Source organism: Metabacillus rhizosphaerae, assembly GCF_037201795.1.
Taxonomy (GTDB): Bacteria; Bacillota; Bacilli; order Bacillales; family Bacillaceae; genus Metabacillus; species Metabacillus rhizosphaerae.
The window spans coordinates 1,172,758-1,189,869 of record NZ_CP147403.1; the positions used below are offsets into that span (position 1 = coordinate 1,172,758).

Below are 17,112 nucleotides of genomic sequence, written 5' to 3' on the forward strand. Positions count from 1 at the left end.
AGGAGAGTTATGTATAATAAAACACCAGAGTGGCAAGATCATTATACATGCCAAGTTTCGCTAATGGGTGGGGTCTATTACGATTTAACCTTACAAGGGGTAGTACCACATGCCCATCAAGCTAAGTTAAAACAATACCCTCAAAAATGAAAAAACACTATGCTTATCGTAAGAAGTTTACGAGTAAGGATGGTGTTTTTTATGAATCCTATCATTTAGATTTCAAATTACGCTATATTTTTGTTAGTTGGTTAAGCGCTTTATCAACTATAAAGGGTGTGAAAATTAAGAAAGATGAGCGTATAAGTCAAATACTGTCACAGAGATTAGGGACAAAGGACCTGTCCCTTTGTCCCGCTTAACGCGATTTAATCCTGTTATATCCCCGCTCTCCATATGGCTGCAGGTTTTCTAACCACTTATTCTCAAGTTCTGCCAATGCTTCCTTCTCATTAAAGTATGGTTCATCTTTCTTTTTGAGCACCTCTAATACTTCAATAGTAAACGCGTCTTTCCCAAATTGATTCCATTCCTCTTGAAGCTCTTTGTTGTAGCTTCCACCTGTTTCAAGAGTGAACTTTACTCCGTTTAACGTTTTTAAGTTTTTTGTGCTTCCGATAAAGATTTTTTGGTTTTTGGTATTTTTAATTTGGTATACACCAGCTTCAATCTTTGTTTCTTCTATATAACGTTGTTTTAATTCCCTTTTACGGTCCATGTTTATTCTACCTACTTTCTCTTTTTATTTTTTTAACCAATATTTGCTCCCATCAGGTTTACGATCTAAAAATCCGTATTCGATTAAATATCTTCTGATCATGACATGATCTTCATAAATCACCTTTAAGGTTTGATTTAATTCTTGTTCCGTATACATATGGTCAGGTTTTAATTGTTTTGTGATTTCCCTGAGGATGACAAGTCTTTGCTTTTCCTTTGGTGGAAATTTGTTCAAGCGTTTATTTGTTCCTTCTGGAAAGTATTTGCTGATTATTTTTTCTTGTTCCTCTTGGGTAATGTTGTATCTTTCATCCACCATTCTCGCAGTTTTATGAACAGGTAAAAAGGCTGGTGCATACTGATCTTTTTCCTTTAATAATTCCATCATGGCCAAAAAGGACTTTGCTTGTCGTTCTTTCTCCTTTAAGGCAAAACGGTGATGACGAATTGTTGAGGTGCTTCCCAAGCCCAGCTCCTCTTGGACTTCTTTATCACTCTTTCCTTGATAGAAAAGACGAAGGAGACCTTTTTGATGGTCGGTAAGCCCGGTAAGTTTTTTATCCATTCCGAGTAAGGATTCAAATACTGATTGATGGGTCAGCTCAATATGAATTCGCATATATCTTTCCGCTTCGTAAAAGATATTTTCGTGAGGATAAACAATCCCCTTTTCTACTTTCTCGCCACAAAGCAGGCATAAATAAGAATCATTATCTTGAATATATCCTCGTTTTAGTTCCTCCAAAGAAGCATTCCAAAAAATATCCGAGATCTCCATGTTAAAAAACACATCCAATCAAAGTGTATATAAAATTGAACAAACGATTAATTTGTTTGGTTAATAATAAACATATTAGTATAAAGTTTGGTTTTTGTCAATGTGATGACAAACGAATAAGATGAATGTTTGATAATGACTAAACACTTTTCTATAAAGTTTGATTTTTTCTATCACCATTCGGAAGTGTATCGTGGGCTATAAAAATAGTTTTACGTAACTTTTTAAAAAAATTAAATTTACACGCTACTCTAGCCTCTATAAAACCCTATATAGAGGGTGAGGGAGTTTTGTGCTGCTCTATAGGCCAACAGGTTTTCGCTAGCGCAAAATTACTTACTTAAGATTTTAAAGGGGAATGTAGACGTGGAAAAGCTAAACTATGAAACAATCCAGAAGTATCAATCATTTGAAAAGATAGAAGAAATGGATCAAGCGGTCCGCGGCTTTTTGTATAAGTATAAAGCGGAATTATCTGAAGGGACGATGGCAGTTCTTACGTTCATTTGGAAGCATTCGGTTAAGGTAGTGGGTGTTTCTTTTGCAAAATATGAGTATATTGCTGAGGAAGTAAATCTGAGCAGACGAACGGTAATTCGCGCTGTTAATGTACTGGAAGAGAGAGGGATTATTAAAAAGGTTCCTACCTCTCGTATGAATGGAAAACAAGGTGTGAACCTTCTTGTGATTCAACATTTTGAGTCGATCGATTCGATCATAAATAATAAGTCACCCCAAGATGTCACTCTACCTGACACTGCTAATAAAACAGAGAATAAGCAAAGCTCACTCTGTGAGAAAGAAATAAAACCTACAAACGTAAAGGAAACGCCAAAGCCGTCATCACATGAAATGGATTCAAGTTACCTTCCTGAGTCCATTTCAAAAGAGTTTGTCGAAGCAACAAAACCCTTTCTTAGCACATTGGAAATTTATAAGCTTTGGCAAAGAGTGTTGATTGTTTATAACAAAATGAAGCTGCAACGCTCCTTGAGTGATGTCATTGATTGTGTCGTTCTCGCCTTTAAACAAACTGTGTTTGCTCAAAAACTCGGGAAAATTCACAAGACATTTGAAGGTTATTTTTACGGGACTTTGTATGCTAAATTAATTGTGGAGAAACGTCAGGAGAATAAGCATATGTTTTTTGATTTTATAGGGGAAGAGTAATCAGATATACAAAAAGAACATAAATTTAAGCTTTATCATCAATGGCGTTTTTATTATGCCTTTGTAAATTCAAGAAGAACAGGTAGAATTGATATATACTGATTCCCTTTGGGGAAATACATAGTAAACAAATATACAGGTGTGATTGAATGAAAATCAAAACTTTATTTATAGCTCCATATCCTGCCATGACACATTTAATCGAAGAGTGCCAGCAGGAAGAACAAAAGCTTGATCTCCATATTGAAGTAGGGAATCTTCAGGATGCGATTCCATTAGCGAAAGCTGCGGAGAATCGTGGATTTGATGTGATTATTAGTCGCGGTGGAACAGCCAAACTAATTGAAAAAGAAGTAAATATTCCTGTGGTAGATGTTCATGTTTCTGGCTATGATATGCTTCGGGTATTAACATTAGCGAATGATTTTCCAGGAAGAAAAGCAATTGTTGGCTTTTCGAATATTACTCTTGGTGCGAAGGCGATTACGGACTTGTTAGATATTCCTATTGAGGTACATACAGTTGATACAGCCCAAGAGGTAGAGACGATTGTGGAACAACTCAAAACAGAGGGCTGTGAGCTTATTATGGGGGATGTTATCACCATAGATGCCGCTTCTAAGCATAATCTTGAAGGTATTCTCATACAGTCAGGGCGTGAAGCAATCTTTGAAGCCTTTCAAAAGGCACGATCAATTTATCGGTTGCATCAAAAGCAGCAAAAGAAAATTACCTTTTTAAAGACTCTTCTGGAGGAATCGGCTTCAGATTTGATTGTGATATCGGCAGAAGGGGAAGTTGTGTATCAAAATTGGACGACCTTTGATTCGTGCCCAAGTCCAATTGATACCTTAAGGGATCTTGTTCAACAAGGACTACCGAGTCATGGCGTAAATCTAATTGAATCGAGTGAGTTAAGAAAGATAAAACAAAAGGTGATTGAAAAGGTTATAGATGATCAGACTTATTATTTAGTCCAATTTTCAGAGTTTAACCATGAAAACCAACAAACTGGACTGCATTTTCAAGCAATTTCTCAGCAGCCGATGCTGATGACCAAAAGTAAAAAAATGCAGAGATGTATGAATGTGGTTGATCATAACCTTCCAAATAATCGGTGGACACTTATTGGTGCAAGTGGGTCTGGTAAAATGTTGATTTCTCAGTACATTCATTATCTAAAGAATGAGGGAAATGGACTTTTTGCTAGTTCATCAGCCGAAAATGTTCTGAAAATGAATGATATTAATGACCCTGATATTCACACGATCTACATTAATGAGTTAGAAGTTTTATCTCCTCAAAATATCGAAAAGCTTGCAGTATTAATAAAGAACTGGGCTAGGAGGGGGATAACTGTAATAACTGCGATTCAACAGGAAGATCCTGTGTTTCATTCATTGATGTACGATGATGGAGCGATTCGCGTCACAATTCCTTCTCTATTTGAGCGAAAAGAAGATATTAAGCCTTTGACAACTTATTTTATTGCCTCATTACATGGAGAACTTGGCACTTCCGCCATAAAAATTAAGAATGATGCGATGGAGCTACTTGAGCAATATTCATGGCCCGGAAACGTAGCTGAACTAAAAAACCTACTAAAGGATGCAGTATTAGAGGAAAAGGGGTATGTCATTGGAAGAGAATTGATTTCCGAACTTCTTGGTGAGAAGCAGGGAAAAGCAGCTTCCTTCGACAATGAATTTTTAACTGGCACATTAGATGAAATTGAAAAGAGGATAATCCTTAAAATCATGGAAGAAGAAAACCATAATCAAACAAAAGTGGCCGAGCGGTTAGGAATTAATCGTTCAACACTATGGCGCAAGCTGAAACAATAATGTTCAGCTTGTTTTTTTATGGGAATAATAAAACTCATGTACATTTAATAACTGTTTAAAATTGCAACGTTTTTAATTTAATGTGTTGCATTTTTATATGTAAGCCATTACAATAACACTTGTAAACGATTTCTTGATAGTTTAAGTGTTTAATATTGAAACAATAAATAAAGGAGTGTTATGATAATGAAGATAAAAGCAACGTTAGATCGAATTCCTGGCGGTATGATGGTTGTACCGTTGTTAATTGCAGCAGTGATTAATACATTCTTTCCAGACTTACTACGAATCGGAAACTTTACCCAGGCTTTATTTGTAGATGGTGCTGGAACGTTAATCTCTCTTTTCCTTTTATGTACAGGAGCACAAATTAATGTAAAATCATTTGGTGTTTCAGTTGGTAAAGGTGCTACCCTTTTAGCAACAAAATGGGCTGTAGGGGCAATCTTTGGCTTGATTGCTTATATGCTTGCAGGAGACAACGGCTTATGGTTAGGCTTAGCTCCAATCGCAGTTATTGCAGCAATGACAAATAGTAATGGTGGCTTATTCGTTGCCCTTGTTGGTCAGTATGGAAGCAAAGAAGACCGTGCGGCATATTCCCTTTTAGCGCTTAATGATGGTCCTTTCCTAACAATGGTAGCGTTATCGATTTTTGGGGCAATGGGCTTTGTTGATGGGATGTTCTCATTTACATCATTCATTTCTGTTTTACTTCCAATTGTTGTTGGTATGGTGTTAGGTAACTTGGATGAAGACATGCGTACGTTCTTAGACAAAGGAAGCTCGATGTTAATACCATTCTTTGCCTTTGCGCTTGGTATGGGAATTGACTTTGCAGCAATTCTTGAAGGTGGTTTATCAGGTATTATTCTTGGTATCTTAACAGTATTTGTCACAGGGTCTGCAGGTTATTTTGTCTTTAAAGCATTAAAATGGAACCCGATTGTGGGAGCAGCAGAAGGATCAACAGCAGGGAATGCAGTAGCAACACCAGCTGCGATTGCTGCAGCAAATGCAAGTTTTGCGTCTGTTGTTGATATTGCAACGGTTCAAGTGGCTGCATCTACAGTAACAACAGCAATTCTTCTCCCGATATATGTTGGCTTTTTGGTCAAACGATTAGAGAAAAAAGGCTACAATTTTGAACAAGGAAATTCAGAGAAAGCAAACATCTAAGGGTGTGATCATAATGAAAAATAATATTGGTATTGTATCTGATGATTTAACTGGTGCAAATGACTCAGGTGTACAATTAGCGAAAAAGCATCTTTCATCAACGGTTGTGTTTGACTTTAACAAAACAAATGTGACAGTAAAACCTGATGTGTTAATTGTTGATACAGACAGCAGGGCAAAACCGGTAAATGAAGCATATGAAGCAGCCTACCAAGCTGCTTCCTTTCTTAAGAAGGAAGGGTATCAACATCTTTATAAAAAAGTTGATTCTACATTAAGAGGGAATATTGCAGCAGAATTATCTGCACTTGAAAAGGTCTTTCAACCAGAGATTATCGTCATTGCACCTGCCTATCCGAAAATGAATCGCCAAACGATCAAAGGCCATCATTACGTGAATGGAGTGTTAATCACTGATACTGAGTTCTCGAAGGATCCAAAAACGCCTGTAACAGAATCCTATATTCCGGATTTACTTAAGAAATATCAGGATAGAGGAATTGCGTTAATCGATAAGGCTACCTTAGCTAAATCAGTAGTAGAAGTGATTCAAGCAATTAATACCTTTCTTGAAAAAGGGATTAAATGGTTTGTGTGTGATGGTGAAACAGAGGCTGATTTGCAAAAGGTGACAGAAATTTTTTCTGAAATGAATAAACGAACAATCTGGACAGGTTCTGCAGGTTTAATTGAGTATTTACCAGAATCCTTACAGCTAACACCATCAAATAAAGGAAACAATCGTGATCTAACGATTGATAAAACCTTGGTTGTGTCAGGGAGCTTATCACAAGTAACAAAGCAGCAGCTTGTGAAGGTTGAGGAACTATCGAAATCATTTTTTCTAGAAGTGAACCCGGTAGAATTAGTGAAGCAAACGTTTCATCCTAAAAGCTATGTAGAACAAGTAACCAAAAATCTTCATCACGATTATTTTGTTCTTTATGTCGAAGCTTCTGAGGAAAACCGTGTTGCTGCAAAGATAGCTGGAGAAGAGCTTGGCTTGACGGTAACAGAAGTGAGTGAAGCTATTTCACAAGGTTTAGGGGAAATTGCAAAAAGTTTATTACAAGACAATTCCTCCATTCAAGGACTAGTGTTAACAGGTGGAGATACGGCAAAGGCTGTATGTTCTGCGCTTGAAATTTCAGAAATGGAGCTGTATTCGGAGGTTGAACCAGGGCTTCCATTTGGTAGAGTAAGTAGTGAAGAGCAAAGCTATTGGGCAGTCACAAAAGCTGGTGGATTTGGACATGAACAATCATTAGTCAATGTTGTAGAATTTATGGCAAACAAGAGAAGGGTGAGAGCATGAATCAACAAAAACCAATCGTTGGAATCACAATGGGAGACGCTGCAGGTGTTGGCCCGGAAATCATCTTGAAAAGTTTAGCAAAAGAAGAAATGTATGAAATCAGTCGTCCGCTTGTCATCGGTGACAGCAAAATCTTAGAAAGAGCGAAATCTTTTGTAAACAGTGAGTTAAAGATTGAGTCTGTTAATGCTGAAAACTTAGAAAATCTAGCATATGAATACGGAACGGTCTTCTGCTTAGATTTAAATCTTTTATCTGAAGAGCTGAAAGTAGGTCAAGTATCAAAAGAGGCTGGACATGCTGCATTTAAATATTTAGAAACAGCTATTGAACTCGCAAAACAAGAGAAAATTAGTGCGATCTGTACAGCTCCATTAAATAAGGAAGCCTTGCACAAAGGTGGACATAAATATCCGGGTCACACAGAAATCCTTGCTGACCTAACAGGAACACAAGATTTCTCAATGATGCTTTCCGCACCAAACTTAAAGGTTATTCATGTGACAACACATGTTGGAATTCTTGATGCAGTCAAATTGATTAACCCTGAACGTGTCTACCATGTGATCAAGCTTGCACATGACACACTCCAAAAAGCAGGAATCAACGCACCTAAAATTGCTGTTTGTGGTATTAATCCACATGCAGGTGAAAATGGCTTATTCGGATATGGAGAAGAAGAGGAAAAAGTCATTCCTGGTGTTGAAAAGGCACAAGGTGAAGGCATTGATGTTGTAGGTCCACTACCAGCTGACACATTATTCTTCCGCACTGTTCGTGGTGACTTCGATATCGTTGTGGCAATGTACCATGATCAAGGACATGGTCCGGTTAAGGTTTTAGGCTTAGATGCAGGAGTTAATATTACAGTCGGTTTACCAATTATTCGTACAAGTGTGGATCACGGTACAGCATTTGATATTGCTGGCAAAGGAATCGCAGATGAGAAAAGTTTAATGGAAGCGATGCGTCAAGCGGTTGAATTGGCGCCGAAGAAGTAGTACCTGTCATAGTGAAAGTATTGAAATAGATATTGTTAAGGGAGAAGAGTCTAAATACTTTTCTCTCTTTTTTGCTATATATAGTTTTTTGGTAAAAGAAAATTATTAACTTTGCCCCTTTTAATAATCTCCAGAAAATTATGATATACTACCCAAAAAGGAGGGATTTTCCATGATTAGTGAAAAATTAGTAAATGGCTTAATTAAACAGATGAATTATGAATTTTATTCTGCACATGCGTATTTAGGGATGGCTGCTCATTGTTCTGCAGAAAGCTTAGATGGCTTTGCGAACTTTTTTCTTGTACAAGCTGAAGAGGAACGTTTTCATGCGATGAAGTTTTATAACTTTATCAATGATATGGGAGAGCGAGCAGTGGTAGAGGGTTTCCCTGCGCCAAATAATGATTTTACTTCGATTTTAGATGTATTTGAAAAGGGCTTGCAGCATGAGAAAGAGGTTACTCGTCGCATCTATGAGCTTGCTGACATTGCGTTAGATGAGCGTGAGCATGCGACAATGACCTTTTTGAATTGGTTTATTGAAGAACAGGTTGAAGAAGAAGCTACTTTTGATAGTCTTATTCAGAAATTGAAGCGAATTGATACTGATAGTAATGCGTTCTTTATGTTGGATAGTGAGCTTGGGAAACGGACGTTTGTTCCTGGCGGAGAGTAATCGCTAGGGGTCACAACTTCGACAGCTTGTCGGTGTTCGTTAATTTAAGAGAAATTCACCACCACCAGCTGATCATCATCAGGTGGTGATGGATTTCTTAGAATTTAAATTCATATCTTTACGACTCTTCGACAATCCTCTCAGACACCCAACCTTCTTTTCCAGCGTCTGTTTCAACCTTAAGCCATGTGATCCCTTTATCATCCGTTTGTTCCTCGTCAAGGTATGTGACGGTTTCGCCTTCCTTTATGTCAGCGACAATTTTACCGTTGAGGGATGGGGTTTGGCGGATGTTGCCGCCTTCTGGATATTCTGCTTTTAGTGTCAGTTTTGTAGGACTGACAGATTGCACTGTTGTTTGAATCTTCCCTTGGAGCTGGTCGAGATTAAATCCAAGTGATTTTTGGACCTTTTCTTCTGTTGCCCATGTTTCAAATTTATACCATGTTTTTGAGTAGGCTTGACTCGGGTTATTCATCACTGCGATTGGTAAAAGGATGGCCAGAGTCATTGCAGCTGCTCTGAAGGTTTTTTTCAGACGTGCTTTGTTTCTTGTTCGTTTTTGGGATAGACCTTGTGTTTTGTTTAATCCTTTTAAAAGAAGAGCACAAGTATCCTCTAGTATATCAACCCATGCTGGGATCAGGTAGTTACCTGCATGTCTCCGTTTTGTTAAGGAGCGACTAATCCCCACCATCAAAGGATAGGAGAGTAGCTCAATTGCTTTTTTTAGAAGGATGCTTCCCCATACTATCAGTTTCGGGAGGAGACGTAATAGGATGGGTCTTGATAGAATGATAACCAAATAGGTTATGATCGCAAGTCTTAACCAAACTGGCAATAAAGACAGTGGGACCCAAAGCCAAAATACTTGATTTATAATGGTTTCCACAGTATTTACTCTCCTTTAGTTGTTTGATAGATATTTCTTAAGTAAGCTAGCGGGTCTTCCATGCTGCTTTCGTTCGAAGTGGGGTTCTGTCCACTAAATGATTCGTGTGGGAAATAGGCTCTAATTTTCATGATTTGCTCATTTGCCTCAACCGCATCCACTGTTGGATCTAGTAATAATTTTCGGACTTGATCTTGAACCTCGAGTCGGAAATTTTCTTCGTTGTATAAGCGATTTTTCACAATTTCTAATGCATCTTTGTTTTCTTCAGCTATTAAGACGGCTTCAAGAAGGTTTCCAGATTCAATTGCTTCCTGGATGCTTTTCGCTAGTATGCTGGCTTTTTTAAGTCTTTTTTCACGGCGGTATTCATCTAGTTCATCCTCTTGATCGATCACTCTGAATCTCTTGTCATGCTCCTGGTCATCTTCACTTTGTTTAACAAGAACATTGATATCTGTGACAGCAACTCCAACTTGCTTTAACCCTGCGACCATTGAGGAGTGTTCATGAAGATCCTCGATATGACGTTTTACACGCTTCGCTTCAGATACTGGATAGTCACTAGTGATTTCTTCTAGCCAATAAGGAAGCTTCTTTTGGATATAGGTGACAATTTCTCCTGCACCTTGCTGAATAAGTGAGATTGGGTCAACAACTTTGTAATCAATCGACAGGTCGACTAGGAAATGACGTCCACGATCCTGTGAAGGAACCTCATTTTCATAATGGAAATTTAAGGTTGTCATGTTGACACTATAAACTTTCGTGTATTTTCCTGCCCGAAGATCACTGCGTGTGATCCGATCTCCATTTTTTACCACTAAAAAATGACTTTCTTCATTTGTATAAACAAAGGCCTGTGTCATCGAGGAAGCTGGCGGCTTTTCGAAAAAACTAAATTTGACTGGTTGAACATCGATTAAATTCATATGGTTTTCCTCCCGTTTTTTCAATATTTATATAGATAATTCGGTAAATGATTGATTATATGGTGTTGGCATCTGGTTTCAAGCAAGCTAAGCACAAGCAGTGTTAGTTTGTTAGGTTTATCAAATGCTACCGAGTGCAATGTGATTATAGTAATCTCCTAATCTTACTATGTAATCTCGACTCATTTAGAGGCTTTATTTAGCTGTTAGTGTGTGAGTCGGTCTGTAGTTTTGTACAGCACACTTCAAAGAGAAAGGGATGAGGTACATAAGTTGATTCGTCGTCCAAGAGAAAGTTCAGTATAAGTAGGTGCTATTTGTGTTAAACAAAGAATCGAATCAGCTACATTTTTTTGAATAACGAACGGAGCTTATCATGAACTAAACTAAACCAAGCCATAAATATATATGAAAAGAAGCGTCAATTATGAGTATTGCTTGGCATTTTTCTTAAATGTTGAGCAAATGAATGGTTTGTAAACTCTATGGTGAAGTTAAAAGCAGGGCGATCTTAGGTTAATATAATTAAACATTATACAAAAAAAGACGCTTATTTCCCAGGAATTAATCGATTATTGTCTTTTTTTGGAGGGAAGAGGACATAATTTACACATAGATAAATTTTAGGTTTTTAAGTCTGAAAAAACACAATAATTTTAATAATGGATCTATTCTATATTCGGTGGCTTTTACATGATGAACTTGTTATAATTCAGCCTATTATAAGTAAGGAGAATTATTATATGTTTAAGAAAACTGAACTAATCTTTATTAGTTTTATGTTATTTTCGATGTTTTTTGGAGCAGGGAATTTGATTTTTCCTGCCTTTTTAGGAAGATCAGCTGGGGTAGAGGTTTGGCTATCATTGGCTGGTTTCATTATTACGGCTGTGGGGCTGCCGATTCTCGGGGTCATCACTGTTGCGAAGGCAGGTAGCTTTCATAACTTAGCGACACGTGTTCATCCATTATTCGCGCTCATCTTTCCTTTATTAATTTATGTTTCGATCGGACCAGGTCTTGCGATTCCGCGTGCTGGAACGATAGCGTTTGAGATGGGCTTAAAGCCGTTTTTACCACAGACTTTGATGGACAAGCCTTCCATGCTACTAGGTTACACGGTTGTTTTCTTTGCCCTTACGCTATGGCTTAGTCTTAACCCATCAAAGCTAGTTGATCGTTTTGGGAAGTTGTTAACGCCATTGTTGTTACTGATGATTGTCGTGATCTTTACGAAAAGTATGATCACACCAATTGGATCTTTTTCCTCCCCTTCAGAGACGTATAAGGAAACTCCATTCTTCCAAGGGTTTTTAGATGGGTATTTAACGATGGATGCATTAGCAGCTCTTGTGTTTGGCATTGTAGTTGCGAATACGATCAGGGCAAAGGGTGTGCAAGATCCAAAACAACTCTCTAAATATATGAGTTTTGCAGGAATTGGGGCAGGAATTTTGCTGGCATCGATATATGGAATTTTAAGCTACCTTGGTGCTTCAAGTGCATCGCTTGGGCAGCCTGAAAATGGTGCACAGGTATTAACGATTGTCATGAATGAGTTATTTGGGCAAACTGGTATTTTGATGCTCGGATTGCTATTCACGCTTGCGTGTCTTTGTGTGTGTATTGGGTTAATTATTTCATGTAGCCAATACTTCTCAGAAACCTTGTCCTTTATAAGTTATAAAGGCTGGGCTGTTGTGCTAGCGATTGTCAGTATGATTGTCGCGAATATGGGTCTCACGCAAATCCTGTCTGTTTCAGTTCCGATTTTAGGAGCGATTTATCCTGTTGCTGTTGTTTTGATTACTTTAGGATTAATAAACAACTATATATCAACCCGTGTTTATTTCTTTGCAACATTGTTTACCGGGGTGTTTAGTTTAGTAGAGACTGTTAATTATACGTTTTTAGGAAATTCACTGGATTCTCTTTTAGGAGTAGTTCCTCTTTATGATGTAGGGGTTGGTTGGGTGCTGCCGGCGGTTGTTGGGGGATTGGTTGGTTTAGTGGTGCCTGTCACTACCCGGAAATTGTCGAATGTTTAGTGGTGCCTGTCACCACCCGGATTTTGTCGAACAAAGATATTTGACTTTCATCATTGTATGCTATATTCTAAACTTATAAATAGGAACGTTTGTTCTGCGTGAGGAGAGAATAATGGCTACAATGAAAAATTATATTAAAGGGCAAGTGTGGTAAAAGAATGGGAAGAAAGAAACGAGTTTGGATACCTCATTACTTTTACCACATTGTTTGCCGTGGAAACCGTCGTGACCCTTTATTTATGGATAATGGCGATTTCCTTACCTTTTTATATATCCTCAGAAAGATCCACGAAAAATACCCTTTTGAACTAGCCTCTTACTGTTTAATGACGAACCACTTTCATTTACAACTCAGATCAACAGAACAATCCATTTCCAAGATAATGGCTCTTATTAATAAAAGATACGCAAACTATTTTAATACTCGCTACAATCTAACAGGACATTTATTTGAGAAAAGATTTTTCGATAAGGTGATTCTTTCTACAAGTGGAATGTTGGAGGTAAGTCGATACATTCATTTGAATCCTGTAAAAGTCAACATAGTAGAAAAGCCAGAGGATTATCGATGGGGGAGTTATCTGTCCTTTATGGAGAAGGGGAAGATAGAGCAGCCATATTTTAATCCTTCGATTTTATTGGATGAATTTGATGGGGAGGTTGATGAAAGAGTGAGGAAGTATTGTGAGTATGTAGGCGGCGGTGCCTGTCACCACCCGAAATATGTCGAAAAAGAGCTTAACCCTTGAAAATAAATGGATTAAGCCTCAACAACATTATACCGCTTTTCTTCGAATATAAACTAGCCCACTAGCAAAGAAAATCACGAACCCGCCAATAATTGCAAAGATAATCGATTCGAACGAGACAAAGAATCCGCCCCAAGGACCATCTCCTTTTGGGATCATCGTTAAAAAAGGTTGAACCCATGGGTAGTAAGGGGCATAGGTTTCAGAGTTCGCGACTAATATGTTTGGTAAGGTGAAGACGACGTTCAATGCAAGCGGTGCAGCAAAGCTTGACCATGCCATTGATACTAACAGCATAATTGAAGCTAGTGGTAGGGATGCAATCCAGCCCCCGACTAAGCTTTTGAACATAACGAGAGTAGGAAAGGGATCTGAGAATCCTTTTATAAGTCCTACTGAAATCCAGCACAACATAAACAGAATTTGATTTAAGGCGATTAATGACATCACGAGTGAAAATTTAGAAACATACACTTGAGTTCTTTTGACAGGTAAACTTAAGAGCTGTTTCCAGCCTCCGTCCTTGTGTTCATATCGGCAAATAAAGCTTGTAAAAACACCGATAATTAGCGGTAAGAAAAGAATCGTATGAACAGGTGTCATCATGAGTAAGGTTGTTGTCCATTCATTGATAGTTCTTTCCATTGTCTCTGTTGTTGCTAAACCAACTGCAAAGGCAAGTAAAGGGCTAACGAATAACAGGAGCCAAATATTTGTTTTTCTCATTTTTAAGATTTCAGATTGTACAAGGTGCCAAAACATTATTTCACATCCCTTTTTTGGAAGTCGATCATACCGATTAACAGGATGATAACCCCAACGATTATTCCGACGGTTACAAACCAAATAGGCTCCTTGTCCCCATATAGCAATGGCCATTTCCAGATGACCCAATCTGGTGCATAATAGGCGAATAACGTCACAACGGCACCGAAAATCCCAACCGTTAGTGGGATGGCTTGATTATCTAGGGTAATTGACAGCCATATATGAATCGCTAATAATGGCAGACCTGCCAATAGCGGGTAAAAGCTATTTTTTAAGATGGCTACAAATGGAATAGGTGATTCAGCAAATCCCAGCCCTATCCCTAAAAGGCAAGTTCCTATGAATAATAGGAGACAAGAGAGTAAGAGCATCATAAATGTGACGATAAACTTTGAAGAAAAAACGACACGTCTTTTAACAGGTAAGCTTAGAAGCTGCTTCCATGAGCTTTGTTGATGCTCGATTGTTGCAATTTGTGAAGCTAGAATCGTTATCCCTAGTAACAAAGCAGGGGCTACAAACATATTTACATTTTGAATGAGGTCCTGCCAGAGATTCTCTCTACCTTCAACTAAATATTCGTAGCGGACACCATAGTTCACCATTTGCAGCACGATCACGCCAAATGGTCCGAGAAAAACAAGGAACCAAAACCACTTCCGTTTAATTTTTAGTAAATCAGCTTGCAGAACCGCCAGCATGTTGGGCTCCTCCTTCACTTGTTAGGTCTAGGAAGATTTCCTCAAGTGATTTCCGCTTTTCTTCCACTCGGTAAACAGCAAGACCGCCATTGACTAAAATCGTAATGATCGTTGCGACCTTTTCATCCGCCATATCCTCACAGATGACATAGTCATTTTGAACTTCAACTAAAAAGCCTTTAGCTAAAAGTAGTGCTTTTGCCTTTTTTGCATTCTTCACTTTTATCATAATTTGTGCCATTGCTTTATTACGTAGCATCTCGATTGAATCTTGATAGATCATTTGTCCTTTTGAAATGATGCCAACCTGTGTGGCCATTTGATCAATTTCGCTTAAGAGATGACTAGAAATCAAGATCGTAATCCCGTATTGCTGGGGCATACTTTTGATAAGATCACGAATTTCATGGATACCAGAAGGATCAAGTCCATTTGTTGGTTCATCTAAAATTAGTAGCTCTGGTCTCCCTAATATAGCTGCCGCGATTCCGAGACGCTGCTTCATACCAAGTGAATAGCCCTTAACAGCTCGGTCTGCATCCTTGGTTAACCGAACGATCGAAAGCACCTCATCAATTCTACTTTTGCTCACTTGTAAGATTTTTCGTAATGCTTCTAAATTTTCTCTTGCGGTTAAATGTCCATAATAGGAAGGGGACTCTACTAATGATCCAATTTTCTTAAGTGCCTTCAGATGATTATGCTTCACATCTTCACCAAACAATTCAATTTTTCCGCTTGTTGGCTTCATTAACCCAAGCAACATTCGAATTGTTGTTGTTTTACCTGCCCCATTTGGTCCAAGAAATCCGTAAATTTCTCCCTTTTTAATTGTAAGATTAATATCATCTACGACTGTTTTTCCTTTGAACTTTCTTGTTAGATCCGTTGTTTTTATCATCATTTCATTCATTATTTATCACCTCATGTATAGTTTAGAGGGATAGAGTTAAAATTGAGTTGTTGTTTTGTTTAAATTTTGTTTAAAAAAGGAAGGTACATATAACCTGAAACTTTCCCCTTCCTCATTCGTATTATTAAGATAGAACAAATTAGTTTAAAAAAAGCCGAGGTGGATTCATGAGTTTTTTTAGTAAATTATTTGGTAAGAAAGTGAACACCCCTAAACCAGTAGTAGAACGGAATATGTTCAATCTGCAGCTCGATGACATTGTCACATATGATTTAGAGGATTATAAGGTTGTCGGAAAAATTAGTTATGATGACCATGGCTTCAAATGGCATGCTTATCAGCTTGAAGGGGTTTCTAGAACCATTTGGTTAAGTGTCGAAATGGATGATGAGCTTTATCTTGGAATTTATGAAAAAATAAAAATGAAGCTTCAAGAACCAATTCCTAAAAAACTTGAATATGACGGAACAATGTATTACTTAGATGAATCAGGTTCTGCAAAAGTAACAGGAATTGGTCGAAATCAAAACATAAACGGTATGATTTGCGGGTACTATGACTATTGTGATGAAGAGGAAGAAAAATTCCTATCTGTTGAGATATGGGGCAGTGAAATTGAAGTAAGTGCAGGTTATGAAATTGAACAATATGAATTAAAAATAATCGCGAGTAAATAGGAGGAAAATGGATGTTTAAATTATTTAAACGAGTAAAAACGGTTGTTGATTCTGAATTAAATGCGTTATTGGATAAGGCGGAAGATCCAGTAAAAATGCTTGAGCAATTTATGAGAGATATGGAATCAGATATTCGTGATGCGGAAACAGCAGTCGCGAAACAAATTGCCAATGAAAAAATGCTGCAAAAGAAATATGAGGACGCAACAAAAATGGTCGAAAAGCGTGATGAACAAGCAATCAAGGCAATTGAAGCAGGAAATGATGACCTTGCTAGACGTGCCTTAGAGGATAAAAAGATTCACAGTCAAACAGCTGACACATTAAAGGAGTCTTATGATCGTGCTAAGCTTGACTCAGATTCGGTAAGAAAGAAATTAGATGAAATGAAAGCTGAATACTACCAAATGAAATTGAAAAAAGATTCGTTAAAGGCTCGTGCAGAATCCGCGAAAACGAGAACAAAAATGAATCGCACCTTGTCTGGAATTGGCAGTGATGATTCAAAAAGAGGCTTTGAACGAATGGAGGAAAAAGTCCTTCAATATGAAGCAGAGGCTGAAACTAGTGAAGATATGAGATCCTCAAATAGAAGCTTAGATGACGACTTTGCGGCATTAGAAAAAAATGATGTTGATGATGAACTAGCAGCATTAAAAAGAAAATTAGGAAAAGAATAGGCAAAAAGTGAATGGGACTTCCAAGGGCTAATCCTATAGAACGGTTTTTGGATGTCCTCATTAATA

Annotated in this window: 18 protein-coding genes; 11 read left to right on the top strand and 7 right to left on the bottom strand. The window is 37.8% G+C overall.

Going from position 1 to position 17,112, the window contains the following annotated elements; all coding sequences use genetic code 11:
• Positions 1–9: 9 nt before the first annotated feature.
• Positions 10–150, top strand: coding sequence for a hypothetical protein (locus WCV66_RS05585; protein ID WP_338788209.1), 141 nt, complete (start codon positions 10–12; stop codon positions 148–150).
• Positions 151–358: 208 nt separating this feature from the next.
• Here the strand turns inward: WCV66_RS05585 and WCV66_RS05590 are convergent, their stop codons facing one another.
• Positions 359–718: a GIY-YIG nuclease family protein gene (locus WCV66_RS05590; protein ID WP_066329489.1), complete on the bottom strand. Its 360-nt coding sequence runs from the start codon at positions 716–718 to the stop codon at positions 359–361.
• Positions 719–742: 24 nt separating this feature from the next.
• Positions 743–1,498 (bottom strand): DUF2087 domain-containing protein, encoded by a 756-nt coding sequence (locus WCV66_RS05595; protein ID WP_338788210.1) that lies wholly within the window; start codon positions 1,496–1,498, stop codon positions 743–745.
• Positions 1,499–1,864: 366 nt separating this feature from the next.
• On the opposite strand from WCV66_RS05595, the gene WCV66_RS05600 reads away from it, so the two are divergent.
• The 6 genes from WCV66_RS05600 (at position 1,865) to WCV66_RS05625 (ending at position 8,686) form a co-directional block, all read left to right on the top strand.
• Positions 1,865–2,668 (top strand): helix-turn-helix domain-containing protein, encoded by an 804-nt coding sequence (locus WCV66_RS05600; protein ID WP_338788211.1) that lies wholly within the window; start codon positions 1,865–1,867, stop codon positions 2,666–2,668.
• Between the two features lie 149 nt (positions 2,669–2,817).
• A complete protein-coding gene (locus WCV66_RS05605) occupies positions 2,818–4,512 on the top strand; it encodes a PrpR N-terminal domain-containing protein (RefSeq protein ID WP_338788212.1) in 1,695 nt (564 codons plus the stop codon).
• A gap of 186 nt (positions 4,513–4,698) precedes the next feature.
• Complete coding sequence (locus tag WCV66_RS05610) at positions 4,699–5,691, top strand: 2-keto-3-deoxygluconate permease (RefSeq protein WP_066329483.1); 993 nt, start codon at positions 4,699–4,701, stop codon at positions 5,689–5,691.
• Positions 5,692–5,704: 13 nt separating this feature from the next.
• Positions 5,705–7,006: a four-carbon acid sugar kinase family protein gene (locus WCV66_RS05615; protein WP_338788213.1), complete on the top strand. Its 1,302-nt coding sequence runs from the start codon at positions 5,705–5,707 to the stop codon at positions 7,004–7,006.
• Positions 7,003–8,007 (top strand): 4-hydroxythreonine-4-phosphate dehydrogenase PdxA, encoded by a 1,005-nt coding sequence (pdxA, locus tag WCV66_RS05620; RefSeq protein ID WP_338788214.1) that lies wholly within the window; start codon positions 7,003–7,005, stop codon positions 8,005–8,007. Before WCV66_RS05615 ends, pdxA begins: the two co-directional genes overlap by 4 nt.
• A 172-nt stretch (positions 8,008–8,179) precedes the next feature.
• The gene (locus WCV66_RS05625; RefSeq protein ID WP_338788215.1) at positions 8,180–8,686 is read left to right on the top strand and encodes a ferritin; all 507 of its coding nucleotides are present in this window, start codon (positions 8,180–8,182) and stop codon (positions 8,684–8,686) included.
• A gap of 118 nt (positions 8,687–8,804) precedes the next feature.
• Here the strand turns inward: WCV66_RS05625 and WCV66_RS05630 are convergent, their stop codons facing one another.
• Both WCV66_RS05630 and WCV66_RS05635 read right to left on the bottom strand, forming a co-directional pair.
• Positions 8,805–9,578, bottom strand: coding sequence for an SH3 domain-containing protein (locus WCV66_RS05630; RefSeq protein ID WP_338788216.1), 774 nt, complete (start codon positions 9,576–9,578; stop codon positions 8,805–8,807).
• A gap of 5 nt (positions 9,579–9,583) precedes the next feature.
• Positions 9,584–10,510 (bottom strand): hypothetical protein, encoded by a 927-nt coding sequence (locus tag WCV66_RS05635; RefSeq protein WP_338788217.1) that lies wholly within the window; start codon positions 10,508–10,510, stop codon positions 9,584–9,586.
• 743 nt (positions 10,511–11,253) lie between these two features.
• Here WCV66_RS05635 and brnQ point away from each other — a divergent pair.
• Together brnQ and WCV66_RS05645 are read left to right on the top strand one after the other, a co-directional pair.
• Positions 11,254–12,558 carry a branched-chain amino acid transport system II carrier protein gene (gene brnQ / locus WCV66_RS05640; RefSeq protein ID WP_066329467.1) on the top strand — a complete coding sequence of 435 codons (1,305 nt, stop codon included), beginning with the start codon at positions 11,254–11,256 and terminating at the stop codon, positions 12,556–12,558.
• Positions 12,559–12,716: 158 nt separating this feature from the next.
• Positions 12,717–13,307 carry a transposase gene (locus WCV66_RS05645; RefSeq protein ID WP_338788218.1) on the top strand — a complete coding sequence of 197 codons (591 nt, stop codon included), beginning with the start codon at positions 12,717–12,719 and terminating at the stop codon, positions 13,305–13,307.
• Positions 13,308–13,334: 27 nt separating this feature from the next.
• On the opposite strand, the gene WCV66_RS05650 is transcribed toward WCV66_RS05645, so the two are convergent.
• Genes WCV66_RS05650 through WCV66_RS05660 form a run of 3 tightly spaced genes read right to left on the bottom strand, consistent with a single transcriptional unit; the run spans position 13,335 to position 15,689 of the window.
• Positions 13,335–14,069, bottom strand: coding sequence for an ABC transporter permease (locus WCV66_RS05650; RefSeq protein WP_338788219.1), 735 nt, complete (start codon positions 14,067–14,069; stop codon positions 13,335–13,337).
• A complete protein-coding gene (locus WCV66_RS05655) occupies positions 14,069–14,776 on the bottom strand; it encodes an ABC transporter permease (RefSeq protein WP_338788220.1) in 708 nt (235 codons plus the stop codon). The genes WCV66_RS05650 and WCV66_RS05655 overlap by 1 nt, the downstream gene beginning before the upstream one ends.
• Positions 14,754–15,689, bottom strand: a complete 936-nt coding sequence (locus WCV66_RS05660; RefSeq protein ID WP_338788221.1) for an ABC transporter ATP-binding protein — start codon at positions 15,687–15,689, stop codon at positions 14,754–14,756. The genes WCV66_RS05655 and WCV66_RS05660 overlap by 23 nt, the downstream gene beginning before the upstream one ends.
• A gap of 167 nt (positions 15,690–15,856) precedes the next feature.
• Between WCV66_RS05660 and WCV66_RS05665 the strand changes: the two genes are divergently transcribed.
• Both WCV66_RS05665 and WCV66_RS05670 read left to right on the top strand, forming a co-directional pair.
• A complete protein-coding gene (locus WCV66_RS05665; RefSeq protein WP_338788223.1) occupies positions 15,857–16,366 on the top strand; it encodes a DUF4178 domain-containing protein in 510 nt (169 codons plus the stop codon).
• Positions 16,367–16,377: 11 nt separating this feature from the next.
• Positions 16,378–17,046 (top strand): PspA/IM30 family protein, encoded by a 669-nt coding sequence (locus WCV66_RS05670; protein WP_066329454.1) that lies wholly within the window; start codon positions 16,378–16,380, stop codon positions 17,044–17,046.
• Positions 17,047–17,112 lie beyond the last annotated feature (66 nt).

Bases quoted from the DNA above. Each gene is read 5' to 3' on its own strand.
- WCV66_RS05585 (WP_338788209.1), top strand. From the start codon at position 10: ATGTATAATAAAACACCAGAGTGGCAAGATCATTATACATGCCAAGTT.
- WCV66_RS05590 (WP_066329489.1), bottom strand. From the start codon at position 718: ATGGACCGTAAAAGGGAATTAAAACAACGTTATATAGAAGAAACAAAG.
- WCV66_RS05595 (WP_338788210.1), bottom strand. From the start codon at position 1,498: ATGGAGATCTCGGATATTTTTTGGAATGCTTCTTTGGAGGAACTAAAA.
- WCV66_RS05605 (WP_338788212.1), top strand. From the start codon at position 2,818: ATGAAAATCAAAACTTTATTTATAGCTCCATATCCTGCCATGACACAT.
- WCV66_RS05610 (WP_066329483.1), top strand. From the start codon at position 4,699: ATGAAGATAAAAGCAACGTTAGATCGAATTCCTGGCGGTATGATGGTT.
- WCV66_RS05615 (WP_338788213.1), top strand. From the start codon at position 5,705: ATGAAAAATAATATTGGTATTGTATCTGATGATTTAACTGGTGCAAAT.
- pdxA (WP_338788214.1), top strand. From the start codon at position 7,003: ATGAATCAACAAAAACCAATCGTTGGAATCACAATGGGAGACGCTGCA.
- WCV66_RS05625 (WP_338788215.1), top strand. From the start codon at position 8,180: ATGATTAGTGAAAAATTAGTAAATGGCTTAATTAAACAGATGAATTAT.
- WCV66_RS05635 (WP_338788217.1), bottom strand. From the start codon at position 10,510: ATGAATTTAATCGATGTTCAACCAGTCAAATTTAGTTTTTTCGAAAAG.
- brnQ (WP_066329467.1), top strand. From the start codon at position 11,254: ATGTTTAAGAAAACTGAACTAATCTTTATTAGTTTTATGTTATTTTCG.
- WCV66_RS05645 (WP_338788218.1), top strand. From the start codon at position 12,717: ATGGGAAGAAAGAAACGAGTTTGGATACCTCATTACTTTTACCACATT.
- WCV66_RS05650 (WP_338788219.1), bottom strand. From the start codon at position 14,069: ATGTTTTGGCACCTTGTACAATCTGAAATCTTAAAAATGAGAAAAACA.
- WCV66_RS05655 (WP_338788220.1), bottom strand. From the start codon at position 14,776: ATGCTGGCGGTTCTGCAAGCTGATTTACTAAAAATTAAACGGAAGTGG.
- WCV66_RS05660 (WP_338788221.1), bottom strand. From the start codon at position 15,689: ATGAATGAAATGATGATAAAAACAACGGATCTAACAAGAAAGTTCAAA.
- WCV66_RS05665 (WP_338788223.1), top strand. From the start codon at position 15,857: ATGAGTTTTTTTAGTAAATTATTTGGTAAGAAAGTGAACACCCCTAAA.
- WCV66_RS05670 (WP_066329454.1), top strand. From the start codon at position 16,378: ATGTTTAAATTATTTAAACGAGTAAAAACGGTTGTTGATTCTGAATTA.